The organism is Providencia sp. Me31A (genome assembly GCF_050487165.1).
Taxonomy (GTDB): Bacteria; Pseudomonadota; Gammaproteobacteria; order Enterobacterales; family Enterobacteriaceae; genus Providencia.
Genome location: NZ_JBKQGZ010000019.1, coordinates 1 through 21,433, shown reverse-complemented (window position 1 = coordinate 21,433; position 21,433 = coordinate 1). Strand labels below are relative to the sequence as shown.

General features: G+C 37.6%; 19 protein-coding genes. 10 read left to right on the top strand and 9 right to left on the bottom strand.

Translation table 11 applies throughout. The features are described from left to right. From ACLPIE_RS15880 to ACLPIE_RS15840, 9 genes are read right to left on the bottom strand one after another with little or no spacing between them, the layout of a single operon-like run. A complete protein-coding gene (locus ACLPIE_RS15880) occupies positions 1-927 on the bottom strand; it encodes a FliM/FliN family flagellar motor switch protein (RefSeq protein ID WP_430262680.1) in 927 nt (308 codons plus the stop codon). Positions 928-929: 2 nt separating this feature from the next. Next, complete coding sequence (locus ACLPIE_RS15875) at positions 930-2,276, bottom strand: SpaN/EivJ family type III secretion system needle length determinant (protein ID WP_430262679.1); 1,347 nt, start codon at positions 2,274-2,276, stop codon at positions 930-932. Continuing rightward, positions 2,263-2,706 (bottom strand): hypothetical protein, encoded by a 444-nt coding sequence (locus ACLPIE_RS15870; protein WP_430262678.1) that lies wholly within the window; start codon positions 2,704-2,706, stop codon positions 2,263-2,265. Before ACLPIE_RS15870 ends, ACLPIE_RS15875 begins: the two co-directional genes overlap by 14 nt. Next, positions 2,703-3,995, bottom strand: a complete 1,293-nt coding sequence (gene sctN, locus ACLPIE_RS15865; RefSeq protein ID WP_430262766.1) for a type III secretion system ATPase SctN — start codon at positions 3,993-3,995, stop codon at positions 2,703-2,705. The genes ACLPIE_RS15870 and sctN overlap by 4 nt, the downstream gene beginning before the upstream one ends. 16 nt (positions 3,996-4,011) lie before the next feature. Further along, entirely contained in the window at positions 4,012-4,419 is a 408-nt protein-coding gene (locus tag ACLPIE_RS15860) for an InvB/SpaK family type III secretion system chaperone (RefSeq protein ID WP_430262677.1), read from the bottom strand. Between the two features lie 17 nt (positions 4,420-4,436). Continuing rightward, the gene (locus tag ACLPIE_RS15855; protein WP_430262676.1) at positions 4,437-6,503 is read right to left on the bottom strand and encodes an EscV/YscV/HrcV family type III secretion system export apparatus protein; all 2,067 of its coding nucleotides are present in this window, start codon (positions 6,501-6,503) and stop codon (positions 4,437-4,439) included. Between the two features lie 23 nt (positions 6,504-6,526). Next, entirely contained in the window at positions 6,527-7,618 is a 1,092-nt protein-coding gene (gene sctW / locus ACLPIE_RS15850; RefSeq protein WP_430262675.1) for a type III secretion system gatekeeper subunit SctW, read from the bottom strand. Further along, the gene (sctC, locus tag ACLPIE_RS15845; RefSeq protein WP_430262674.1) at positions 7,609-9,306 is read right to left on the bottom strand and encodes a type III secretion system outer membrane ring subunit SctC; all 1,698 of its coding nucleotides are present in this window, start codon (positions 9,304-9,306) and stop codon (positions 7,609-7,611) included. The genes sctW and sctC overlap by 10 nt, the downstream gene beginning before the upstream one ends. Then, positions 9,296-10,075, bottom strand: a complete 780-nt coding sequence (locus ACLPIE_RS15840; protein ID WP_430262673.1) for a helix-turn-helix domain-containing protein — start codon at positions 10,073-10,075, stop codon at positions 9,296-9,298. The genes sctC and ACLPIE_RS15840 overlap by 11 nt, the downstream gene beginning before the upstream one ends. 193 nt (positions 10,076-10,268) lie before the next feature. On the opposite strand from ACLPIE_RS15840, the gene ACLPIE_RS15835 reads away from it, so the two are divergent. The 10 genes from ACLPIE_RS15835 (at position 10,269) to ACLPIE_RS15790 (ending at position 21,337) form a co-directional block, all read left to right on the top strand. Then, a complete protein-coding gene (locus ACLPIE_RS15835) occupies positions 10,269-11,438 on the top strand; it encodes a PrgH/EprH family type III secretion apparatus protein (RefSeq protein WP_430262671.1) in 1,170 nt (389 codons plus the stop codon). Positions 11,439-11,464: 26 nt separating this feature from the next. Continuing rightward, the gene (locus ACLPIE_RS15830) at positions 11,465-11,782 is read left to right on the top strand and encodes a type III secretion apparatus needle protein (RefSeq protein WP_430262669.1); all 318 of its coding nucleotides are present in this window, start codon (positions 11,465-11,467) and stop codon (positions 11,780-11,782) included. 56 nt (positions 11,783-11,838) lie between these two features. Then, positions 11,839-12,135: a type III secretion system inner rod subunit SctI gene (sctI, locus tag ACLPIE_RS15825; RefSeq protein ID WP_430262668.1), complete on the top strand. Its 297-nt coding sequence runs from the start codon at positions 11,839-11,841 to the stop codon at positions 12,133-12,135. A gap of 2 nt (positions 12,136-12,137) precedes the next feature. Next, on the top strand, positions 12,138-12,881 hold the full coding sequence (gene sctJ, locus ACLPIE_RS15820; protein WP_430262666.1) for a type III secretion system inner membrane ring lipoprotein SctJ: 744 nt from the start codon (positions 12,138-12,140) through the stop codon (positions 12,879-12,881). Next, on the top strand, positions 12,865-13,437 hold the full coding sequence (locus tag ACLPIE_RS15815) for a hypothetical protein (protein WP_430262664.1): 573 nt from the start codon (positions 12,865-12,867) through the stop codon (positions 13,435-13,437). The genes sctJ and ACLPIE_RS15815 overlap by 17 nt, the downstream gene beginning before the upstream one ends. After that, positions 13,415-14,065: a hypothetical protein gene (locus ACLPIE_RS15810; protein ID WP_430262662.1), complete on the top strand. Its 651-nt coding sequence runs from the start codon at positions 13,415-13,417 to the stop codon at positions 14,063-14,065. The genes ACLPIE_RS15815 and ACLPIE_RS15810 overlap by 23 nt, the downstream gene beginning before the upstream one ends. Next, a complete protein-coding gene (locus tag ACLPIE_RS15805) occupies positions 14,046-14,528 on the top strand; it encodes a hypothetical protein (RefSeq protein WP_430262661.1) in 483 nt (160 codons plus the stop codon). Before ACLPIE_RS15810 ends, ACLPIE_RS15805 begins: the two co-directional genes overlap by 20 nt. 304 nt (positions 14,529-14,832) lie before the next feature. Continuing rightward, positions 14,833-15,258, top strand: a complete 426-nt coding sequence (locus tag ACLPIE_RS15800; RefSeq protein WP_430262659.1) for a winged helix-turn-helix domain-containing protein — start codon at positions 14,833-14,835, stop codon at positions 15,256-15,258. Between the two features lie 17 nt (positions 15,259-15,275). Further along, positions 15,276-15,707, top strand: coding sequence for a YbaY family lipoprotein (locus ACLPIE_RS15795; protein ID WP_430262657.1), 432 nt, complete (start codon positions 15,276-15,278; stop codon positions 15,705-15,707). 209 nt (positions 15,708-15,916) lie between these two features. Continuing rightward, entirely contained in the window at positions 15,917-21,337 is a 5,421-nt protein-coding gene (locus tag ACLPIE_RS15790) for an Ig-like domain-containing protein (protein ID WP_430262656.1), read from the top strand. The last annotated feature ends 96 nt before the right edge of the window (positions 21,338-21,433 follow it).

The window sequence follows — 21,433 nt, the reverse complement described above, 5'->3', positions numbered from 1 at the left end:
CTATACCCTTTTATCACCAAGACTAATTATGCGGGTAATTTCTAAGCCTAATTCACTTTCATCACCTAAATAGATCAACTCTCCTTCAGCTACTAATTGCTTATTGGCATATACTTTCACTTCACGTTCTTTATTTTCACCAATGGAAAACACTGAGCCTCGTTTTATATGAGCCAGCTCTATAACTGGAATATCACTATGACCCAGTACAAACGTTAATTTAATACTCATATCTGCTACATCAAATGGACGTTCAATTTCATCTTGATAATCTTCCACCAATTGATTTTTTTCACCGTCTTCTGGAGACAATATTTCCTCAATCATAAATAAGCCTTCTTCTTGTTTTTGAAACTGTGCAAATACTCGCCCAGCCACTGACATATGTAGCTGTAATTGTTGAATACAAAGCGCATCACCTAACGCTAATGTGCGTAATAATGACAAACGAATATGGCTATATCCTAAAACCCAATCTGCCGATACCATGATATTAGTCATGCCGTTATCAGCGGGTTCACGCACCGTTAGACCATCAAAAGGAGTGCGCAGCAGCACCTCGCCGAGATGGGGGTCTTTTGCCGCTAACCTAAACCCTTGAGCATCATTGCTATCAATAATTTCTACCGATGAACATATAAATTGCCCCTCAAAAAAATACTGTTGCTTGTTCTCAAACATAAAAAGATTGCACAGCATATCAACACTCAAACTCCCCCATGCGTAATGAGCCAGTTCAGGCCAACGATGCTGACACCATTTTTCAAGGTGAACCAATACGTTCACTCGCTGCAATTCATTCTGTATATGCATACTAAAATAACGCTGCTCTGAGTGAGTAAAGGAGTTCACCGCATCAACTTCATACTGTTGCTGCCAAATTTTTAGTTGCCTTTCTTGTGGACCAACTCGTCGAATTTTCAACATACTTAATCTTCTTCTTGCTGATGCTGTTCCTGCTGCTGTCTATGTTGCTGACCGTGTTCTTGGTCTTGGCGAAAATAAATATTCTTTTCACCGCTGAGTAAATGTTTATTCTCCAGCAAGGTTTGCTGCACTTCACGGCTCTGCGTTGTGGCAATAAACTCTGTTTTTGTCGCCAATTCAAAGGTCACAGACGGTGTGTTTTTCCATTGATGAAAGGTGTAGGTTAACGTTCGAGGCAAAGTCTCTTTAATGTGAAAATCGTCAGTTGCAGCGCGGACGGCTATCCACTTACCAACCTGAGAAGCCACTGAGGATGATTCACTTGTTGCTAATGTTTGAGCTAGTGTTTGTGCTCCTATTTCCTTAGGAGCTGAACTACTTCGAGATATACTAGCGATATCAATATCTTCATTCTCTTGTAAAACGGGGGGCTTTTTCTCACTTTTCGTCAGATTTTGTCTAACCCTTTCCTGTGTTATTACAGAGCCCAGTGTCGCTGTAATATCGTGCCCTGTCGCTGCTGCCATTGGGGAGGATTTACTATTAGTCTCCAAGACTTCCGCGATAATTTCAGGTTGTACATTTACGCAAGTCCCTTGGCCTACAGCGATGAGATTTGAATGTTCAATAACTTGCTTACTTTCTTGCATACCCGTTGTTAATCGTTTAATAACGCTAGGAGGTAATGTTGCTCTGTCCACTTGATGGTATTTATTCTCCAAGACCGCTAGTGGCTTGTTCGCAAAAAAATCACCTTTCGATGCTGGTTTCAACAACAATGGATTAACTATTGTTTGATTATCAATCTGACCAATAATAGGGAGTTCAAGTGAATTCCCCTCCTCTTTTACCGATGACATCAATAAGCGCTTAGGCTTGTGAACAATATTGTTATTTGGCACTTGTGGGGTGCCACTCATATTGAGTAAAGGAACTTCATCATTGAACAATTCATAATCCCTTGATTGTTCATGTTGATCACAGAGTTCTATTTCATCACCTAGCTCCAATAGCGTTTCAATTTGAGTCTCAGGCTCCATAACATCTTGAAAAGAAATCGCTGTGGTGTTCCATGAAGGCGTTTGCAATATAGGCAACATCAATTCAGTAAAACAGAAGGGTTTAGGCTCATCTGTTGCCCCCATGAATATCCACTTACCTTCTGATTTAACCTCTATATTTCGTTCAAAAATATCAGCGAGTTTTTTAGCAACCTCCTGATAAAAAGGTATATTTTTATTAGTCGTCATCTGCCGGCTATTGTACTGTCTTGACGATTCACCTCCTATTGGTAACTCAATGGCACCACTTATTGTTTTTTCATTGGAAAAAGATTTAATTGCGGACATGAACAAATAGCTCCTCTATTTCATGTTGCTGCTGATACTCTAATTTTAAGCACCGTTTTGCTCGCTGCTGTTTGAGATATTTTTGGAATTTTTCACACTTTTTATGTAATACAATCACTTGAGTTTTCATCTGTTCAGCTAACTGCTGGCATTTTTCAATTTGGGTCGACATGCTATCGATTTGATATTCAAATTGCGCAATCTCAGCCAATACCGCCGCTTTCAAACGCTGCCGTTCCCAAAACTCAACGGGTTTTAATTCTTGTGATTTTTCATATAAGACAACCTGCTCTACTAAAATGTGAATACGCTCTTTTATACTCAGCGATTTTTGTTGTAGCTCATAAATAACAGTATTAAGCCTCCCTAGCTCTTGGCGAGTTTTATCTAAACGGCGCTCAATTAGCAGCAATAAGTTCTGTACACTCATATCGTTAGCTGGTTGAGTCGGTTTAACATATTTTCAAAGTCACTCGGCTCCTCCATGCCTTGTTTTAGAAACTGTTCAATTTCAGCTTGTTTGCTTAACACGCTATCGTTATGACTATTTTCACCTTCTTTGTACTCACCTAAATCCAAGTACAGTTGTAGCTGTTGTAGCGTGTCGAGCATTTCACGCACCTTAACGGCAGCTTTCATCTGCGCTGGAGATGTCACTTTTGAGAAAACACGGCTAATACTTTGCAAGATATCAATCGCAGGGTAATGTCCACGCCCCGCCAATTTGTGGCTAAGATAGATGTGGCCATCGAGAATAGAACGAATTTCATCACCAATCGGGTCGACTTCATCTTCACTTTCCAACAGAACTGTATAAAAAGCGGTGATAGCACCGTGCTTCACACGACCTGGACGTTCTAATAACATAGGGAGTTGTTCAAAAACAGAGGCGGGATAGCCTCGCCTTGCAGGTAGCTCACCTGTCGCTAATGCCACATCCCGTAATGCCCTTGCATAACGTGTCATTGAGTCGACATATAACAAAACATTACGGCCAAGATCGCGATAATACTCAGCAATTGTTGTGGCTAATAAGGCTGCATTGCAGCGCTCAACTGGTGGGCTATCCGATGTGGCATACACCAAAATAGTCTGAGCTGCATGAGGTGAATTTTTTAACTCCTCAATAAATTCAATAACCTCCCGACCACGTTCTCCAATTAAAGCCACAATATGAATGTCAGCCTGAGCATGATTAATAATCATATTCATCAGTGACGTTTTTCCGCTGCCCGCCGCGGCAAAAATCCCAATACGTTGCCCTAAACCACAGGTTAGTAACCCATCAATAGCACGAACCCCCGTAACTAAAGGTTTATTGATAGGTCGCCTTTTCGTTACATTAATTGGTGGATTATCAATCCGTTGTAATCGATGATGAAGCCCTGTTTCCTCGCCTGAGCTTTCCACTAATTGACCAACTTGCTCACCTGATGCATCAAAGATTTTCCCTGCCAAAGACTCACTGACAGGAAATACAAAAGGATAACCGCTAGGGCGTATTACAATTTCGCGTGTTAAACCTTGTACTCGGCCAATTACGCTCAATACCGTCAAGCCTTCTTTAAAACCCACCACTTGTGCTTTAGCCATGATCTCTGGCTGTGAAATAGAGCGTTCAATAAAACAGATTTCACCAATAAAGACCCCTTGCAAAGGGGCCTCAATCACACAACCATGAATACGCACTGGGTGCGCACAAATATCAAAAATTTTCATCATTTATAAGGATAATTTAGGCTGAAAGTTGGGCACGCAATTTATTCGCGCACTCAAAAAACTCATCGAAACTGTCTGAAAACAATGAAATTTCATTCAAGGCAGGTTCTTTTAAGACCGCAGACAAAATAAAAATATCATCAATCAGATTTAACGCTGGTTGACCCGGTTGAAAATTACGTGGTTGATATTCAATTATCGACTTTAACAATAAGCTACTTACCGAGTCTAAACGACTATAATTACATGGCATTAAGCTACACCAAATAATAATATCATCCGAAGAAAGATCGATATTAATAGCAGGCGAGTCATTCATCTCTAATTGGATATTAGAATGGCAGTCTAAATGTGGATTAATTAAATCGTCACGACCCTCTGCATTTAAATATTCATTCAATGACTCTATAAAACGATATTTCATATTTTACTCCCTACACATTAGATTGTTTTAATGATATTCACTTTCACGGTTTCTGAAACTTCATTAAAAGAAAGCACTTCTAATTCAGGAAATCTTCCTTCTAATAGTTTTTTTACAAATCGACGAATATCAACAGGTACTAGTACATTCACATCTCTAATCGATAAATAACTATTTTCTAAAGCCAGTTCTGCCGCTTGAATTAATTGATTACTGGTTTCTGGTTCAAGATGTAAATACACACCACCAGAAGATTGGCGTATTCCTTGCCGAATAATGTCTTCAATACCCGAATTGATCATCAATACATTGAGGCGCCCATCAACAGCAAATCGCGAAGAAATATAACGTGACATTCCACTACGAATATGTTCTACCAACATCAAACTGTCTTTTTCTTTTGGTATCCATTGCACTAAATTTTCAATAATTAATTTCATGTTTCGCACGGATATTTTTTCCATCAATAAGCGTTGGAACACCTCTGTGACTTTCTGTACCGTGGCATGTCGATAGCATTCTTTTAAAAGTTCCGGATATTTTTTATCAAGATCATCCAATAAATTTTTCGTTTCTTGAATACCAAAAAACTCATTAATATGACGCAGCATCAAAGCACTAATACAATCAATCATTTCTGTTATATCATCACGACTGAATAGACCAAGTTGCTCAATATTTTCTTTATCTCGATCAGTAAACCAAAGGCTTGTCGTACCATATTCATCGGTGTACTGAGTCAACTCGATACCAAGATGGTCTAATTCTTCTGTCTGCGTTAATAAACGATGACCATAGAAGAAAATATTATATTCACCGGCTTTGACCTCATTGATTAAAATAACGATTTTATTTTCAGGTACAATAGGGGAATAATTGATTGCAATATCAGGTATCCGATAACCATAGCGAATAAAAACATCTTTCTTCATTCTTGCTAAAAAATTATGATTTTCTAAATGTGATTTATATTCTTGATTAACAGAAATAATAATTGGTAACGTTTCTGGTATATATTCTTGCGCAAATTCCTGATTCGCACGTTGAGTTTCTCCTTCAGTTACCTCCGAGTTAACACTTTCTGTTTCGTGCTGATTCTGCTGTGGTTTTTGCTTGTGGTTTTTATAATAACGAACGAAAAACAATCCAAACAACAGTGTAGAAAGAAATAAAAATATACTGGTTGGGAAGCCGGGTAAAAAACCCATGAACAACACAATTAATGCGGTAATTAAGAGAGTAAAATTGTTGGCAAATAACTCAGAGACGATGTTTTCTCCTAGATTTTTATCATTACCACCAACTCGCGTTACAATAAAACCAGCACTTATCGAGATTAATAGAGCAGGAATTTGAGCAACCAAACCATCACCTATCGTCAATAAGGAAAACGTATTCAATGCCGTTGATACATCCATGCCTTGTTGGGCGGTACCGACAGAAATTCCACCAATTAAATTGACAAAAATAATCACGATCCCTGCAATAGCATCCCCTTTAATAAATTTCATCGCACCATCAAATGAACCGAATAACTGGCTTTCTTTCTCTAAATCACTACGCTTTTCTTTAACTGTTGCTTCATCTATCACCCCAGCACGTAAGTCTGCATCAATGCTCATTTGTTTACCGGGCATTGCATCAAGAGAAAAACGGGCGGCAACTTCGGCAATACGTTCTGAACCTTTAGTGATAACAATAAATTGCACAATCGTCACGATGGCAAAGACCACCATCCCCACCACAAGGTTATCTTGAATAACGAAGTCACCAAATGTCGCGATAATATCACCAGCATCCGCTTCCAATAAAATAAGGCGACTAGTACTAATTGATAACGCTAATCTAAATAACGTACTGATTAACAATATAGATGGAAACGACTGAAAGTTAAGTACTCGGGTAATATAGAAAGAACTCATAAAAATAAGCACTGAAATCATGATATTTAAGCCAATTAATAAATCGACTAATATTGTTGGCAGTGGAATAATTAACATCGCAATTACCATTACCATAATAATCAACACCATTAATTCAGGGCGCTGACGGATTTTTAATAAAAACCCAGTTATGCTTTTCATGGAATTATTTATTTCCTATCTGTTTATTTTTTAATGTTTTCTTGTGCCACAATTTCATACATTTGTATTTTTAAGTATTCTAATAGCTCATCTCGGGCTTCCAATGAAGGAAATACTGCAATAGGAATAATTGAAAATGCCAATAATAATAATTGTAAGAATCTAGCGCGTATTTCTGAATGCATTACATGTAATTCGGTATTCACAAATACAATAAGTTGTTCTTCAAAATTCACTAGGCCACGGATTCCACTCGTAAATACTTGACTAAGTGATCTTTCTAGTCGCAGTTTATTACTGTCCGTTTGCTGGCGAAAAAGTGCTGACTGAAAAAATTTTTGGCTAAATATATGATCGAGTGATTGTAATTCACGCAACCGACCGACTCGGATAAAAAAGTTGCCAAACTCGCTAATGTTCACATCGCCAAGCGGTAGTGCTTGCAAGTCACAGGCTAACGCGCGTGCCAAATAACGCATCATGTTTTCCCGCTCTTGAAACTCCATTTCCTCTACCCACTGCTCATACAGATAGACAATTGGCCCATCATAGCCAATGAACTCACGATAAGTACTGCGTAAATCTCCTGCACTTTGTTTTAGCTTTTGAGCAAAAACTTTAGCAAGTAGAGCAACATTTGCGCCAGCCTGCGCACTACGCCCATTCTCTTCGCTCAGCAATTGCGTATGGAGTAATTCAAGTTGCTCTATCTGCGCTTTTTTTAATTTTTGACGATGAATTAGCGTGGCAAGCGCCATTAATAAATCACTGGGGTCCGAGAAAAATTGCAATAACAGCGCGCGTAATTGTTGGGGAGTCATCAGCTGCTTATTGAGCACGCCTTCAAGACGAGTGATTTTTTCATCCGCATGATTATCTAAAATACGTTCTGCAAAACACATCCACTCTTCTTCGGGGTCTTTTCGCGAACTTCCCCGTCGAATATGACTTGCCGCTAACATGGCCATCGACGCATATTCGCTGCTACTATCAATCACCCCTTGTCCACGAGCAACCTCTTCGCTGTCATCCGTATTCGTTTTCGCTGAGGTTCGGCTTTTATCTTGCGTTCCCACCGAAAAACGGCTGCCATAATTTAGAGGTGCTATTGCCATGAGTCGCTCATATATTGTTTAAGAAATTGCACCGTGCCATGCAACTGGCTATCACGCTGAGTAATACGCATTTTTTCCGAAAACTGGCGACCATCCCAAACTTCGTTTTCATCTAATAAGCGCGGTTGTATAAGAAATAACCTTACCATTTTTTGTTGGTTAACTGATGAGCTACTAAATAAACCTCCGATAAAAGGAATATCGCCTAATCCAGGGATTTTACTTTCATTTTCAATATATTGCTCACGAGTATAACCACCAATAAGTAAGCTACTGTTCTTTGCAATGCGGGCAACCGTGTTAATACTGGTACGATTAATCGATGGTAGTCCTTCAACACTTGAGGCCTTACCATCACTCCCGTGGCTTTGTGCGCCATCTTCGATATTTACTTCCATTTCAACTTGGCGCCCTCCAGAAATACGGGGCATTACGCTGATCATCGTGCCATAAGTAACTTGCTCCAATGTTGCAATGCGCTCACCTTGAAGCTTGGCGTAAAAACTGGTGTTGTTATCAAATAATGCTGGGATATTTTCTTGGGTCAATAAAACAGGGCGGGATACAATATGCCCATTTCCCTTTTTGCTTAACGCGTCTATCTGTAGTAGAAAATCTTGGCTATTGGGTAACGTACTGCGGTTAAACGCAACTGCACCTTTCCCTGCCTTAAAGGTACCCACCTCCCAATTAACACCTAAGTTATCTAACTCAGAACGAGTGATATCGATAATCCAAAGTGATAATTCCACTTGGCGACGACGCACATCTAAAGTTTGTACTAGCTGCTTCACATAACGAATTTGTTCTTGGCTACCCTTTACAATCAGACTATTACTATCAGGGTGGGCCACCAGTGATAACGTATTTTTTCCTGTTGAACGATTCACTATCACATGTTTTTGAGGTGCAACATTGTCACTAACCGGTGCATCCATTAACTCATCAATCGTCTCATCCATTGAATTCAGCTTTGCTGGTTGAACATTAACGGTTTCTTCAACAATGTTTCCACTGTCTTTAAATAACGCGCTAATGACGGTTAGCATGCCAGGTACAGTCGTGCTTTGCCCGCGTAGTGAATAGCTACGATCAGTCACGGAGGCATGTTTTAACGAAATAACTGCGACTTCACTGCTAGTTTGTTCTTCTTGCTTAAGCTGTTTATCTAAATACAGTGCGGCAGCTTTAATTAATTCCACATATAAAGGCGGCCCCGAAACAAACAATAAGCTATCGGCGCCTTGAGAACGAACAGGAAAACGTTCATCATAAATTCCGTTACGCTGAATATAATTAAGTACCTGCCCACTACTAACATGAGGGGTTGGTACAATCGCACTACGCATTTCGCTATTATCGTAAACATAAATACTGGCACCATCGTCATACCATACCAACGCAATACGACGAGTTAAGGCCTTGAACATTTCATCAGCATTAGCAAGATTAAAATTACCTGTCACTTTTTTTTGAGCGGCTAATTTGCTTAAAATAATCGGCTTGTTTAATTGTTCCGCGACGGCTTCAAAAACTTTACCAACAGCAATGTTATTCGCCACAAATGTGTCATGATTCTTTTCTTGTGTTACTGGTTCTGCAATAAAAATTTCAGATTGGGCCGAATGAACATTGACACTCAGCAAAAGGAGTGCAGTAAATATTGCTCCTTTTCTTTTACTGCTCATATAAATTTGCTCCAAGATGTCTTATCTCTGAAGGGGTTAGCCCCAGCTCTTTTTTAATATCATTGGTGAAATGTGAGGCCGAGCAATAACCAGCTTCCAGCCCCACATCTAAAATAGAGTTTTCACTTTCAATTAATTGCAAAATCGCATTCGCCATGCGAACACTCATAATTTTTCGCTTTGCTGTTTTATTAAAGTTTTCTCGATAAAGTTGCCTAAAATAAGAAGCAGATACGCCATAGCGTGCACAAAGCTGATTAATATTGGCATTTTTATCATTTTGCGCGGCAGAAAGAATAAAGCGCATCATTCCGTAAGCCTCATATTTACGTAATGTATTACACCAAATTTCAAACTCAGGCTGTCCCCTAATAATTAGATCGATAACAACATTTTTAATTGATATATCGGAAAAAAATGCTTCATCCAATGGAATAAATTCTTGAACTATTTCTCCATTTAAATAAAGCTTATCTTTTTTTAAAAGAAAAGATTGCTTCATTGCGGTATCAACAACAGCGAGAATTTCAATTAATTCAGATAGTTCTAATGAGTAGATTTCCCAGTTAGGGTTATCTTTATTACCCAGTACATCATCATTAGCGATAAATATAGCGCTTTTTTCAAATTGAATATTTAAGTTTGAATATGGAGATTTATAACTAAAAGCCGCAGCCCCCACAGAACCAATTGCGAGAAATAATTTATCCTGCAAAGAAAATCCGAGATCTCCATCTTTTAATAATGCAGCAATGTCTTTCTTTGACATTTTATAAGCCCTACCTATTGGTTTATTTGAGAGCAGGTTGCAGGACGCTTTATCCAAATACAAAGGAATAAAATGGAATTCTTCATACTTTATCCACCTAGTCATAGGTACAAATGAATAAGATTTATTCAGCTGACTGACCGATATTTGTCCTGTTTAATACACTTAAATTATTTTTGTTGAGATAACATGCATGACAGATATGAACAATCGAACTTATATTATGAAAATCGCCAGTGGAGAAATGTGCGATCAAGAAATAATAATAACGTTAGATTCCAACCTCATTATTATTGGTGAAGAAAATAGTTATAGAACAAATATTTCCGATGAAGGGTTTACTGTTTATTCAATACCAAGTCATCAAGAATCTTTTACGTTTTCAATTATTTCTTATGAAGGCCAAATCGCCATTGACCTTCATACCCAAGATCAAAGCAAAATTATCCCTATTAACCTACATGAAATAGTACTGGAAGATTTATTCCCTTTTGCGCTGAAATATATCGATACTCCTTGGGCTATCTCACCAATTGAAGAACCGTCCTCAGATATCGTCATTAAAGCAGAAAAAAGAGATGATAAATTTAAAAAATCGCCATATCATCCAAAAATTATGGCAGGTCTAACATTAATCGTGATCACTTTTATCAGTCTTCTATTTTTTCCATACAATTCCGAGATGGAAAAAGATAAAAAAATACAATCCATCGAGAATGTTATTAGTGGTAACCACTACCCAGCTATTATCACTGAAGGAAGTAAAAACGAGGCGCTTATCTTAGTAGAAACACAGCGAGACTTTGATTGGAGTATGCAACGCCTATTAAAATCAAAGTATCGTAATAATTTTAAGATTAGTAAGATCCACAACCTTGAAGCTGAGATAGAAAATAAAATTTCAGATGTTATTCCTAATTTATTAAAAGTTAACATTAATAATCCTTGTAACCCTATTGTGAAATTATTAAATAAAACGCCATCAAGAAAAGATGAGGAGTTTATTAATACAGTTTTTTCTAACTATTTTCAATGCCATAAGAGAAATGATTTTAAAATAGCAAGAAACGATGAATTAATAAAAACCTCAGAGCTAGGGTTAATAGAAAGCAATGTTAAATGGCATAAAATAATTAGTCATAATAAAACCATTTTTATGATTAAAGATAGTTTAAATGATGAACAAATGATTTCGTTAATCAAATTTGTAAATTCATTCTATGAACAATGGGGAGATAGGCAGATACAATTCTCTATTTCATTAGAAAATGATGCGTTAGCTGGAAAATCTTTCATTACAAAGACCAATGGTTACATTTTATTAGGTAACAATCATTGGCTATTTAATTCTAAAATTCGTTAAACATAATCTATAAGAGGAATACAAGTATGGCAATTGGTTTAAATAATGGTGAATGGCAAACATCCACTTTAGAAGATAACACTACAACAACCAATAACACCACGACGGCTAATAGCAAATGGGGCATGATGTATGCCTCCTCAGCAGGCCTTAGTGCTCGTACTAAGGTCATCGCAGATGAACTAAAAGGCATGATTGATAATCCTAATATTGAAGTCGATAACCCTTTAGTCCTCGGTAAAATTACGGCTTTAAGTGGTAATTATAATATGGCTCGTCAATTACAAAGTAATGTAATGAAATCAATTAAGGATGCAGCTCAAGCGATTATTCGTAACGTTTAATTTTAATAAAAGCACCCTATTTAACGTGGTGCTCTTATTTTTATAGGATATATTTTATGATCACCCCAATATCACATTCTAGCCTATCTAATATTACTGATGATATTTCAACACCAATATCTATTGATTCTTTTGAGGATAAAGTAAAAAAATTATTTGCCGAATATACCGCTGCGGTTGGTAATGAAAAAGAAAGTTTAATAAGTAAAGCTAACAACTTAGATGTTAGTAACCCAGCTCAATTACTTGAGATTCAGAACCAAGTTGGTAATTATAATTTAGCCATGAGTATGATTAGCACACTCACTCATAAAAGTGTCTCTGCTATTGATACTGTGTTAAAAGCGCAATAATCATGAATATTTTAAAAAAATTGTTATTAATTAGTATAATTGGGTTATTACTGGGCTGCGATAACCAATTGCTGCTCAGTAATTTAAGCCAACGACAAAGTAATGAGGTTCTCGCGGTACTGCAAGAGCATGGTATTGATGCGACCCGTAAACACGACAATAAAAATGGAGATTCTCTGCGAGTTTCTCCTGATAATTTTGTACTAGCCGTCGACTTATTACGCCAGTATAACTTGCCATCAAAAGACCCCGTTGAAATTATTCAAGCTTTTCCTGGCGACTCACTCGTTGCTTCACCACAAGCAGAGCGAACCCGTTTACTGTCATTGATTGAACAACGACTTGAACAATCATTACTTGCTATTCCTAATGTTATTAATGCAAGGGTTCATGTGAGCTATCCATTAAATGGTAATAACTCTGTTAGGCAAGCACAGAAAATATCTAGTTTGGTTACCTATTCTGGAAGTGAAGACCCGAAGTTGGTAATGAATAAAATCAAACTATTTTTACATAATAGTTTTGCAGAAACGACTTACGATAACGTTTCTGTCGTTATTGTTAATCGCCCCCCCTTACAACATCAAATTAAATCACAGGAAGAAGGAAATATAAGCTCAATAATATTGGGTGCGCTGATTAGTGTTATTATTCTATTATTTGGCGCACTTGCATTTTTTTTGAAATATCGAAATAACAAAAAAAACGTTGTAATGGAGAACACTCCCAATGCAAATGCTAACTAAATTACTCATTGAGCAAAAAGATATTTTTCTTGCCCCTGGCCACTATTTTCATTCCGAATTTAATGGTGTTATTTACGACCAATTACCTCCATTATTACAAAAGCAACATAATCAAAAGCTTATTGAAAAATATACCTTATTGATACCAAATAATCAGACCGCTTTCTTGCCTAAAATATTATCAACTCATTGGAATAAGTTACCTATAATTGCTGTTCACTTAGGGGAGATATTACACTTACAATCAGTATCTATGTCAGGGAAGATACTCAACAATGAGAGATTACAACATTATTTTCATCAACCATTAAACCCTATGAAGATATTAAATAATAATATTGAAACAAGATTAATTGCATCTGGAGCAGCACAAGTTTTGTTGTGTTTAGCCCCTTTCGGCCATGCCTACACTCAGCGTGCAAAATATATGTTCAATACGCAAGTTCAGAAAAGGATTCCTAACTGCAATAACCCAATATTGCCTTGGAATATTATCGAAAAAACCTGCAACTATCTCAGTGGACACGAAAAAAATGAAAATACCGCACCTCATTAAAGATACGCTACAAGAAAAAGTACTCATCAGGCAGCGTGTTTTGAATGCATCAAAATACCAAAAAAATATTATTAAGTATGCCCAAAAAAAGGTTAATAATATCTATCAACAAGCGGTATCTGAACAAGAAGATATTTATCAAACGGCTTACCAGCAAGGCTATAATGATGGTGCAAAACAGTTGTTAGCAGATTTTTTAATGGGCATAGACGAAAATGAAAAAGCTTTTCAAAAACAAGTTAAGAAAAGTGTAGAACTTCTCGAAAAATTGCTTATTAGATTCTTTAGTGATGACAGAATAAAAGAAATTGTTGCGCACCACTTTGTTCTTCAACAAGAAAAACTGAGTCACAGCCAAATATACTTACCAGCTAATATGCAACAGATTTTAAGCACTCTATATCCTGATCTTAAAACTCAAGCTGATACAACTAATGATACTATCGCATTAGAATTCAATAATGAAATTTTTTATTTCTCACCAAAGGTCGCCACAAAGAATATTTTTCCGCAAATTTTTTCAGTTGCCAGTCGCTGCCAACTCTTAGAAAAACGTAAAGCTAACTATCAAAAACTCACCGAATTACTCACTACTCATCGAGATGAATATGAACCTACCGATCAATAATCTTTCGACCCTCGCTCCATCAATGACATCAAATTCAGCCTTATCAACGAAACAAACCATGCAACAGAAAATGGCATTAGCCTCTCTATCTCTAACTTCTTTAGCTTCAGAGGAAAAACAGCGAATACGGCTGAAAATTTCGCCAGAGGAAAAAATGAACATTGATAATTTTATTAGTCAACTAGAACAAAAAAACAATGAAAAAGCGTTTTTTGCCTATTTTTTTAAAACCATGACCCATTTAAATAAAAAAGAAAAAGAGAATTTTATTGCAGGAACTTTACAAGCATTAAAACAACGAACAGATGAAAATGCCCACTCACTCAATGAGCAATTTAATAAAACGCTAAAGCGCTACATGTCCATCAGTCTAATGAGTAGTCCGTTATCAGCACAGTTCAATCGTAATATTGGGCAGATAAAGTTAGAATCTGATGATGACGATGACATGGTAGACATTTAAATGGATAAGTGCCCATTTGAATTAAAATGGGCATTTTGACAATTATTAATAATTTACTATCATTATTTTGATAAAAATCTTCAACTGACTATTCACAAAATAAAAAATACAAACGTATTTTTGATATCAATTCACACCAAAAATGTTTTAAATTCATATCCTCATTATATTTTATCTTAATATAAAAAAACGACTTAATTTTTTTAATTTACTCTGGAATGTCATTTTTTTATATTGATGCATATATTATCGCCAGTTAGGATAGATATCACTTATTATCAATTTATCATTTATGGGAAAAACTATGAGTCACTTTGATGACAACGAAATCGCGCCAACGATCTTATTATCAGAAAAAGTCGTTTATGACCCACTAAAAAGAACCCTCTCTCGAGGAAAATTATCAACGAGTCTTACAGAAAATGAATCCTGTTTATTGAAAATTTTATTAACTAAAACAAGTAACAAAAGAGAAATCATGTATGAAATTTGGGAAAAGAGAGGAACAATTGTAACTGAAAGTAGCTATTACAAGCTGGTTAGGCAGCTGCGTCAATCTTTTAAAAAAGTTGAATTAGATGAAAATTTGATCATGACCTTACCTAGAATTGGAATTTTATATACAGGAGAAAAGTCAGAAATGCCTATTTTATCAAAATATAACCCGCGAAACACATTATATTCTTATGTTAAATGCTTTTTACAGAAAGTTTTTGCGCGTTCATTATAATAAGTTGAGTTATTTATATGTTAATCATTAAAACACTAAGTGAAATATGTAAATTTTTATTCCCTATTTTGTTCATTAGCGCATTATTAGGCTGTAGTTATTTCCCTAAAAATATTTTAGGGAACACAACCAATCAATTACAAGGGGAAATTTTCTCACAATCTATCATTCCTGAAAATTCAGAAATCACTCTATCTATCAGTCCAATAAATACATTGACATCACCAGAGAATAATTTATTAAACTATCAGCTGCACACCAAAGAAGCGAATAAAAAAATAAAATTCAAAATCAATTTGATTGAGAAAACTATTAACAACCGAATAAAATTAGGCATTAGCATCCGAATTGAAAAAAATGGTGAATTAATCATGATGAGCAACAAAATAACAGAATTACCTAGGAATGTATCAGAAAAAATCATACTCTCAGTGGTATCAATAAAATAATCACATCAACAAAATTTCAATTTGAATATTTTGACTAATTTATAAAAATTAAAATATCATTAATTAAATAACTGTAAAAATAAAACCATAAAATAAATCAATTATCACTTAAATGTGTTTAAATTAGCCCCAAGGATGGAGCTAGATATTTTCATTGAAATATACCACAAACAAATTCTTAATTTATCTATTCTATTCGGAGCTATTTGATGAAAACCGGATCACGAGAACCTGTTCCCCAACATTATAAACTCATAACTTGGCTAAATATTATTACCCAAATTAGTTTTCCATTAGCGTGTACTTTCACCCCCATTATGGCAAGTAGTTCAAATAACTATAATCATAAGTTGTTATCAAGCACAGCGCTTCTAAACTATCGTCAAACCCAGCCTTATATTTTAAAAAAAGGGGAAAGTATAACGACCGTAGCTAAACAATATAATATGTCCGTTGATTCACTACGGAAATTAAATCAGTTTCGTACCTTCGCCCGTCCATTTGAGCAATTAAAATCGGGTGATGAATTAGATATCCCAATGGCTCCTCTCCCGACAATTCAATGGGATGATAAAAAACACCCCCAACAGACTGTAACATCCCCCCCCGAAGAAATGAAACTCGCCCAATTCACTTCACAAGCAGGTCAATTTCTATCAAATAAACCCAGTGTAGATTCGGCAGAAAAGTTAGCTCGCAATATGGTGATGTCAACGGCAAGTGATTCTATTCAACAATGGCTAAATCGAACTGGTAAAGCTGAAATTCGCCTCGAAGCAGACGAAGATTTTTCACTCAGTAACTCTCAGCTCGATTTATTACATCCAATTTATGAAACAAAAGAAAAGTTAATTTTCACGCAAGGTAGCCTGCACCGTTCGGATGACCGACTACAGACAAACCTTGGTATTGGCATTCGCTGGTTTGGCGATCAACAAATGTTGGGTGGAAATACTTTTTTTGATTATGACATTTCTCGTGGTCATACCCGTCTAGGTTTAGGTGCCGAATATCGCCGTAACTATTTAAAAATTTCTGCAAACAGCTATCACCCATTGACACACTGGAAAAGCTCCCAAGATTTGGCTGATTATACAGAGCGCCCAGCTCATGGTTGGGATATCCGCGCTGAAGGTTGGTTACCTAGCTACCCTCATTTAGGCAGTAAACTCATCTATGAGCAATATTATGGTGATCAGGTTGCATTGTTTAATAGCAGTAATTTGCAGCGTAACCCTCAGGCTATAACAGCGGGTATCAACTACACCCCATTCCCATTATTAACACTGTCAGCAGAACACCGACAAGGAAAGTCTAATCAGCAAGATTCGCGTTTTACCCTCAATATTAGCTATTACTTAGGAAAAACATGGAAACAACATGTTGACTCAGAAGCTGTAAGTAAACTTCGTTCATTAGTTGGCAGTCGCTACGATTTTGTTAACCGAAATAACAATATCATTCTTCAATATCAAAAAAGTGATGTTATTCACTTGTCATTCACTGATGTTATCACTGGTTTTGCAGGTGAAAAAAAACCTCTACCTTTCAATGTTAGTAGTAAATATGGTTTCGACCATATTAAATGGTCAGCCCCTCAAGTCGTTGCAGCTGGCGGTCAAATTATTGATGAGAAAAATGGCAAATACAGCATCATAATGCCCGAGTATAAATTTGGTGCTAAAGCTATCAATCAATATTTCATCAACGCTGTAGCCGTTGATAAAAAAAATAATGTATCACCAAATGCCACTTTACAACTTATTGTTAATCAGCCAAAAATTGATATCTCTACAACCACCCTTAGCCCAACCAATATCACATTAGTGGCTAATGGTAAATCAAAGCAAACATTAACACTATTAGTAAAAGATAAGCAGGGTAATCCAATTGATATTTCTTCCAATGAAATACGTTTGGAGAAAACACCACTCATTAAACGAACTAAACGTTCTACTACCATTACCAGAGCACGAGCGCCTAAAACCCTATCAAACAAAAAAATGAGTAAGGGGAAACCAGCAGAAATTAGTACATTTAATCGTGTAGCATCAGGAAAATACACCGCTATTTTAAGTGCCAGTCATCAATCAGAATCCTTTAACCTTACGCCAATCATACGTAATACACGATTATCACCTATACAAATAACAATTGTTGCTGATCAATCAACTCTTCAACTTACACCACCAACACTTAACACGACTCAGCCTCAAGTGGCCAATGGTAAGCAACCTATTGAAGTCAAAGTGCAACTGGTCGATGCGAATAATAACCCACTCCCCAATACTGAAGTGAAATGGCAATCGGACAAAAGTGCCAGCGAGGTCTCATTAATAGCAACCTCCACAACCGATCAAAATGGTTTTGCAACCACTATCGTTGAAAGCACCTTCGCAGGGAAAATTCACATTACGGCAACCGCTAATGGAGCAGCGCCACAAGATATCACTCTGAATTTCATCCCAGACAAAACAACCAGTTCTGTAGAGCCAAACAATATTCAAATTGCTCAAACAACAACTGTGGCCAATGGCAAAACCCCAAACCCCATTGAAATTACCGTCACCGATGCCCACGGCAATCCTGTGCCTAATGTCGAAGTGCAATTTAGTACCGACAAAGGTCAATTAACGGCAAATACCGTAAAAACCGACAGTCACGGGGTCGCTAAAACGGAGATCACCAGTACCTCCGCGGGGAATGCCACCATCACGGTCACCGTCGATGGTAAAAACACCACTCAAACGATTGAGTTTATTAGCGACAAAACCACCAGCGCGGTAACACCGAATAATATTCACGTGGCCAACCCGCAAACTGTGGCGAACGGCAAAACCCCTAATCCCATTGAAATTACCGTCACCGATGCCCACGGCAACCCTGTGCCTAATGTCGAAGTGCAATTTAGTACCGACAAAGGCCAATTAACGGCAAATACCGTGAAAACTGACAGTCACGGGGTCGCTAAAACGGAGATCACCAGTACCTCCGCCGGGAATGCCACCGTCACCGTCACCGTCGATGGTAAAAACACCACTCAAACGATTGAGTTTATTAGTGATAAAACCACGCCACAAATGACTCCACCGATACTCAGTACGAGCCAATCACCAGTGGCTAATGGTAAGCAACCTATTGAAGTTAAAGTTCAACTGGTCGATGCGAATAATAATCCGCTAGCCAATACTGAAGTAAAATGGCAGTCTGACAAAGGTGCAAACGGGGTCTCATTAACGGAAACCACCATAACCGACCAAAATGGGTTTGCGAACACCATTATTGAAAGTACTTTTGCTGGAAAAGTGCTCGTTACGGCAACTGCTAATGGGGTAACGCCACAAGATATCACAGTGCAATTTGTGCCAGACAAAAGCACGGTAACCATTAAACCCACCGACCTGATGATTAGTCACTCCTCATCTATTGCGGATGGCTCCACACCAAATCCCATTGAAGTGACAGTCACCGATGCACACGGAAATAAAGTGCCTAATATTGAGGTTACATTTGCCACCACCCAAGGTAAGTTAGTCGCTTCTAAAGTGATAACAGACGCTAACGGGGTTGCTAAAACGCAACTGACTAGTACGAAAACTGGCAATACCACTGTTACAGTTACTGTTGGTGGTAATCGTTTTGACAAAACCATTAGTTTTGTTGCCAACCACCAAACAGCTAAGATTGATAGCGTGACACCCGAAGTCAAAAATCAATACTTAGCAGATGGAAAGACCACGGTGGCTTATACTGCCAAAGTGGTCGATGCGAATCAAAACCCAATAATGAATACCGATATTAACTGGTCATCAGATGTTGCTGAAGTCGTGTTCAGTCAGGGAACTAGCAAGACTGATGATAAAGGTATCACCACCGTCATGGTGACCAGCACAAAAGCGAAGCCAACGGTTATTACTGCAACCACCAATAATCATAGCCTACCTGCATCTCGCATTACTTTTGTTGCGGATTCAGCACAAGCACAAATTACTACTTTTAATATTAATAAGTCGACACTGATTGCTAACCAAACAGATACAGCAATTATTGAGACACTGATTACTGATAACTATGGCAATCCTTTAGAAAATATTGCCGTTACACTCACTAGTAATAGGGGAAAAGATGACACTCTCACAGCACTCACTCCGCTGTTTAAAACAAATACAAAAGGTTATGTGAAAGCCGAAGTGAATACCGCAAAAGCAGGTGACATGATTTTATCAGCTCAAATTGCTAATCACTCACCAACAAAATCGGCAACGCTCAAAGCAATTGCAGATAATACAACCGCGTCTATTACTATCACCGCATCACAAAAAAATGTTCAAATTAATGCAAATGCAAAGAAAGTACGCTTAACAGCAACAGTTAAAGATGGACAAAATAACCCATTAGCTAATACTCCCGTGACTTGGCTAAGTAACCATAATCAACTGAGTACCAACACGACACAAACTAATAGTCTAGGTCAGGCACAGGTTGAACTATCAGGCTATACTTCTGGCAACACCAAGGTAACCGCTCAATTACTGAATAACACGACAGAAGATGTAACCATTGAATTTATTGCCGATGCGGCGAAAACGCAAAATAGTATTTTGACAATAAAACCTCAAACCATTGTCGCCAACGGATTGGCACAAGCGACAGCCACCTTTGCGCTAAAAGACCAATGGGATAACCCTGTAACGGGTAAAACAGTGCAATGGGATAGCAATAATAGCACCATCATTATTTCGGATGTCCGAGAACTGGCAACAAATAAGGGAGTTTATCAAGCTAAAATCAGTGGTACCCATGCAGGGACGTTCGAATTAACTGCGATTTCAGATGCCATCACCAAGAAAATAAACATTGGTTTAATTGCTGATAATAGCACTTCAACTATTGACCATGTTGCAATTTCAAGTCAAACCGCAGTATTGGCTAACGGTGTAGCGCAAATTACGGTACAAGCCACCGTTATTGATGCTTCTGGTAACGCAGCGGCCAATGTCCCTGTAGGCTGGAAAACAGAAATTGGCGAATTAAACCAATTAATTAGTCATACTGATTATCGCGGTATTGCACAAGTTACTTTAACCAGTTCAGTTGCGGGGAGAGGTAAAGTCAGTGCTATTTTAGGTACCTCGACGAAAGAAACTGCGAATGAAATTACCTTCTTAGCAGGAAAAGTATCTCCCAGTGCCTCGACTGCCAATGTGACAACGCCATCTATCAGCGTAGCAGTAGGTAAAACAGGCATTATAGTTAACCTAAAAGATGATACGGGTAATTCCTTGTGGGGACTTAGTAAAAAAATCACCTTAAGTTATTCGACCGACCTTGGTTTAAACAAAACGCCTCTGTTTACTGAAAGCCAAACAACCGTAGGTGCCTACTATGCGGAACTCAGCGGCATTAAAGCAGGTAAAACAAACATTAGCATCTATGTTGATGGCGTAAAACTCGACAAAACGGTCACACTCACCGTTACCCCAAATAGCCAAACAGCTAGAGTGCGTGGTGACATCGTTCCTGTAAAACTGCGTGAAATAGTCGGTAACAACGTGACCTATACGGCCACCTTTGAAGATGCCAACGCAAATTTATTAGGTATGAAAGTCTGGACTTCGGTTGACAATTAGTTTTTTCTAATTGTAGCCGGAGGTCAGATATGATGAACATTAAAGCTAAACGAGATATTGCACATAAAACAAAAATCTTAAATCATGCCCGTGAGA

Excerpts from the sequence above, each read along its gene's own strand:
- ACLPIE_RS15810 (WP_430262662.1), top strand. The coding sequence starts at position 13,415 with ATGAAAATACCGCACCTCATTAAAGATACGCTACAAGAAAAAGTACTC.
- sctJ (WP_430262666.1), top strand. The coding sequence starts at position 12,138 with ATGAATATTTTAAAAAAATTGTTATTAATTAGTATAATTGGGTTATTA.
- ACLPIE_RS15830 (WP_430262669.1), top strand. The coding sequence starts at position 11,465 with ATGGCAATTGGTTTAAATAATGGTGAATGGCAAACATCCACTTTAGAA.
- ACLPIE_RS15870 (WP_430262678.1), bottom strand. The coding sequence starts at position 2,706 with ATGAGTGTACAGAACTTATTGCTGCTAATTGAGCGCCGTTTAGATAAA.
- ACLPIE_RS15880 (WP_430262680.1), bottom strand. The coding sequence starts at position 927 with ATGTTGAAAATTCGACGAGTTGGTCCACAAGAAAGGCAACTAAAAATT.
- ACLPIE_RS15790 (WP_430262656.1), top strand. The coding sequence starts at position 15,917 with ATGAAAACCGGATCACGAGAACCTGTTCCCCAACATTATAAACTCATA.
- ACLPIE_RS15795 (WP_430262657.1), top strand. The coding sequence starts at position 15,276 with ATGTTAATCATTAAAACACTAAGTGAAATATGTAAATTTTTATTCCCT.
- ACLPIE_RS15855 (WP_430262676.1), bottom strand. The coding sequence starts at position 6,503 with ATGAAAAGCATAACTGGGTTTTTATTAAAAATCCGTCAGCGCCCTGAA.
- ACLPIE_RS15835 (WP_430262671.1), top strand. The coding sequence starts at position 10,269 with ATGACAGATATGAACAATCGAACTTATATTATGAAAATCGCCAGTGGA.
- ACLPIE_RS15805 (WP_430262661.1), top strand. The coding sequence starts at position 14,046 with ATGAACCTACCGATCAATAATCTTTCGACCCTCGCTCCATCAATGACA.
- ACLPIE_RS15815 (WP_430262664.1), top strand. The coding sequence starts at position 12,865 with ATGCAAATGCTAACTAAATTACTCATTGAGCAAAAAGATATTTTTCTT.
- sctI (WP_430262668.1), top strand. The coding sequence starts at position 11,839 with ATGATCACCCCAATATCACATTCTAGCCTATCTAATATTACTGATGAT.
- ACLPIE_RS15800 (WP_430262659.1), top strand. The coding sequence starts at position 14,833 with ATGAGTCACTTTGATGACAACGAAATCGCGCCAACGATCTTATTATCA.
- sctC (WP_430262674.1), bottom strand. The coding sequence starts at position 9,306 with ATGAGCAGTAAAAGAAAAGGAGCAATATTTACTGCACTCCTTTTGCTG.
- ACLPIE_RS15840 (WP_430262673.1), bottom strand. The coding sequence starts at position 10,075 with ATGTCAAAGAAAGACATTGCTGCATTATTAAAAGATGGAGATCTCGGA.
- sctN (WP_430262766.1), bottom strand. The coding sequence starts at position 3,995 with ATGAAAATTTTTGATATTTGTGCGCACCCAGTGCGTATTCATGGTTGT.
- ACLPIE_RS15875 (WP_430262679.1), bottom strand. The coding sequence starts at position 2,276 with ATGTCCGCAATTAAATCTTTTTCCAATGAAAAAACAATAAGTGGTGCC.
- ACLPIE_RS15860 (WP_430262677.1), bottom strand. The coding sequence starts at position 4,419 with ATGAAATATCGTTTTATAGAGTCATTGAATGAATATTTAAATGCAGAG.
- sctW (WP_430262675.1), bottom strand. The coding sequence starts at position 7,618 with ATGGCAATAGCACCTCTAAATTATGGCAGCCGTTTTTCGGTGGGAACG.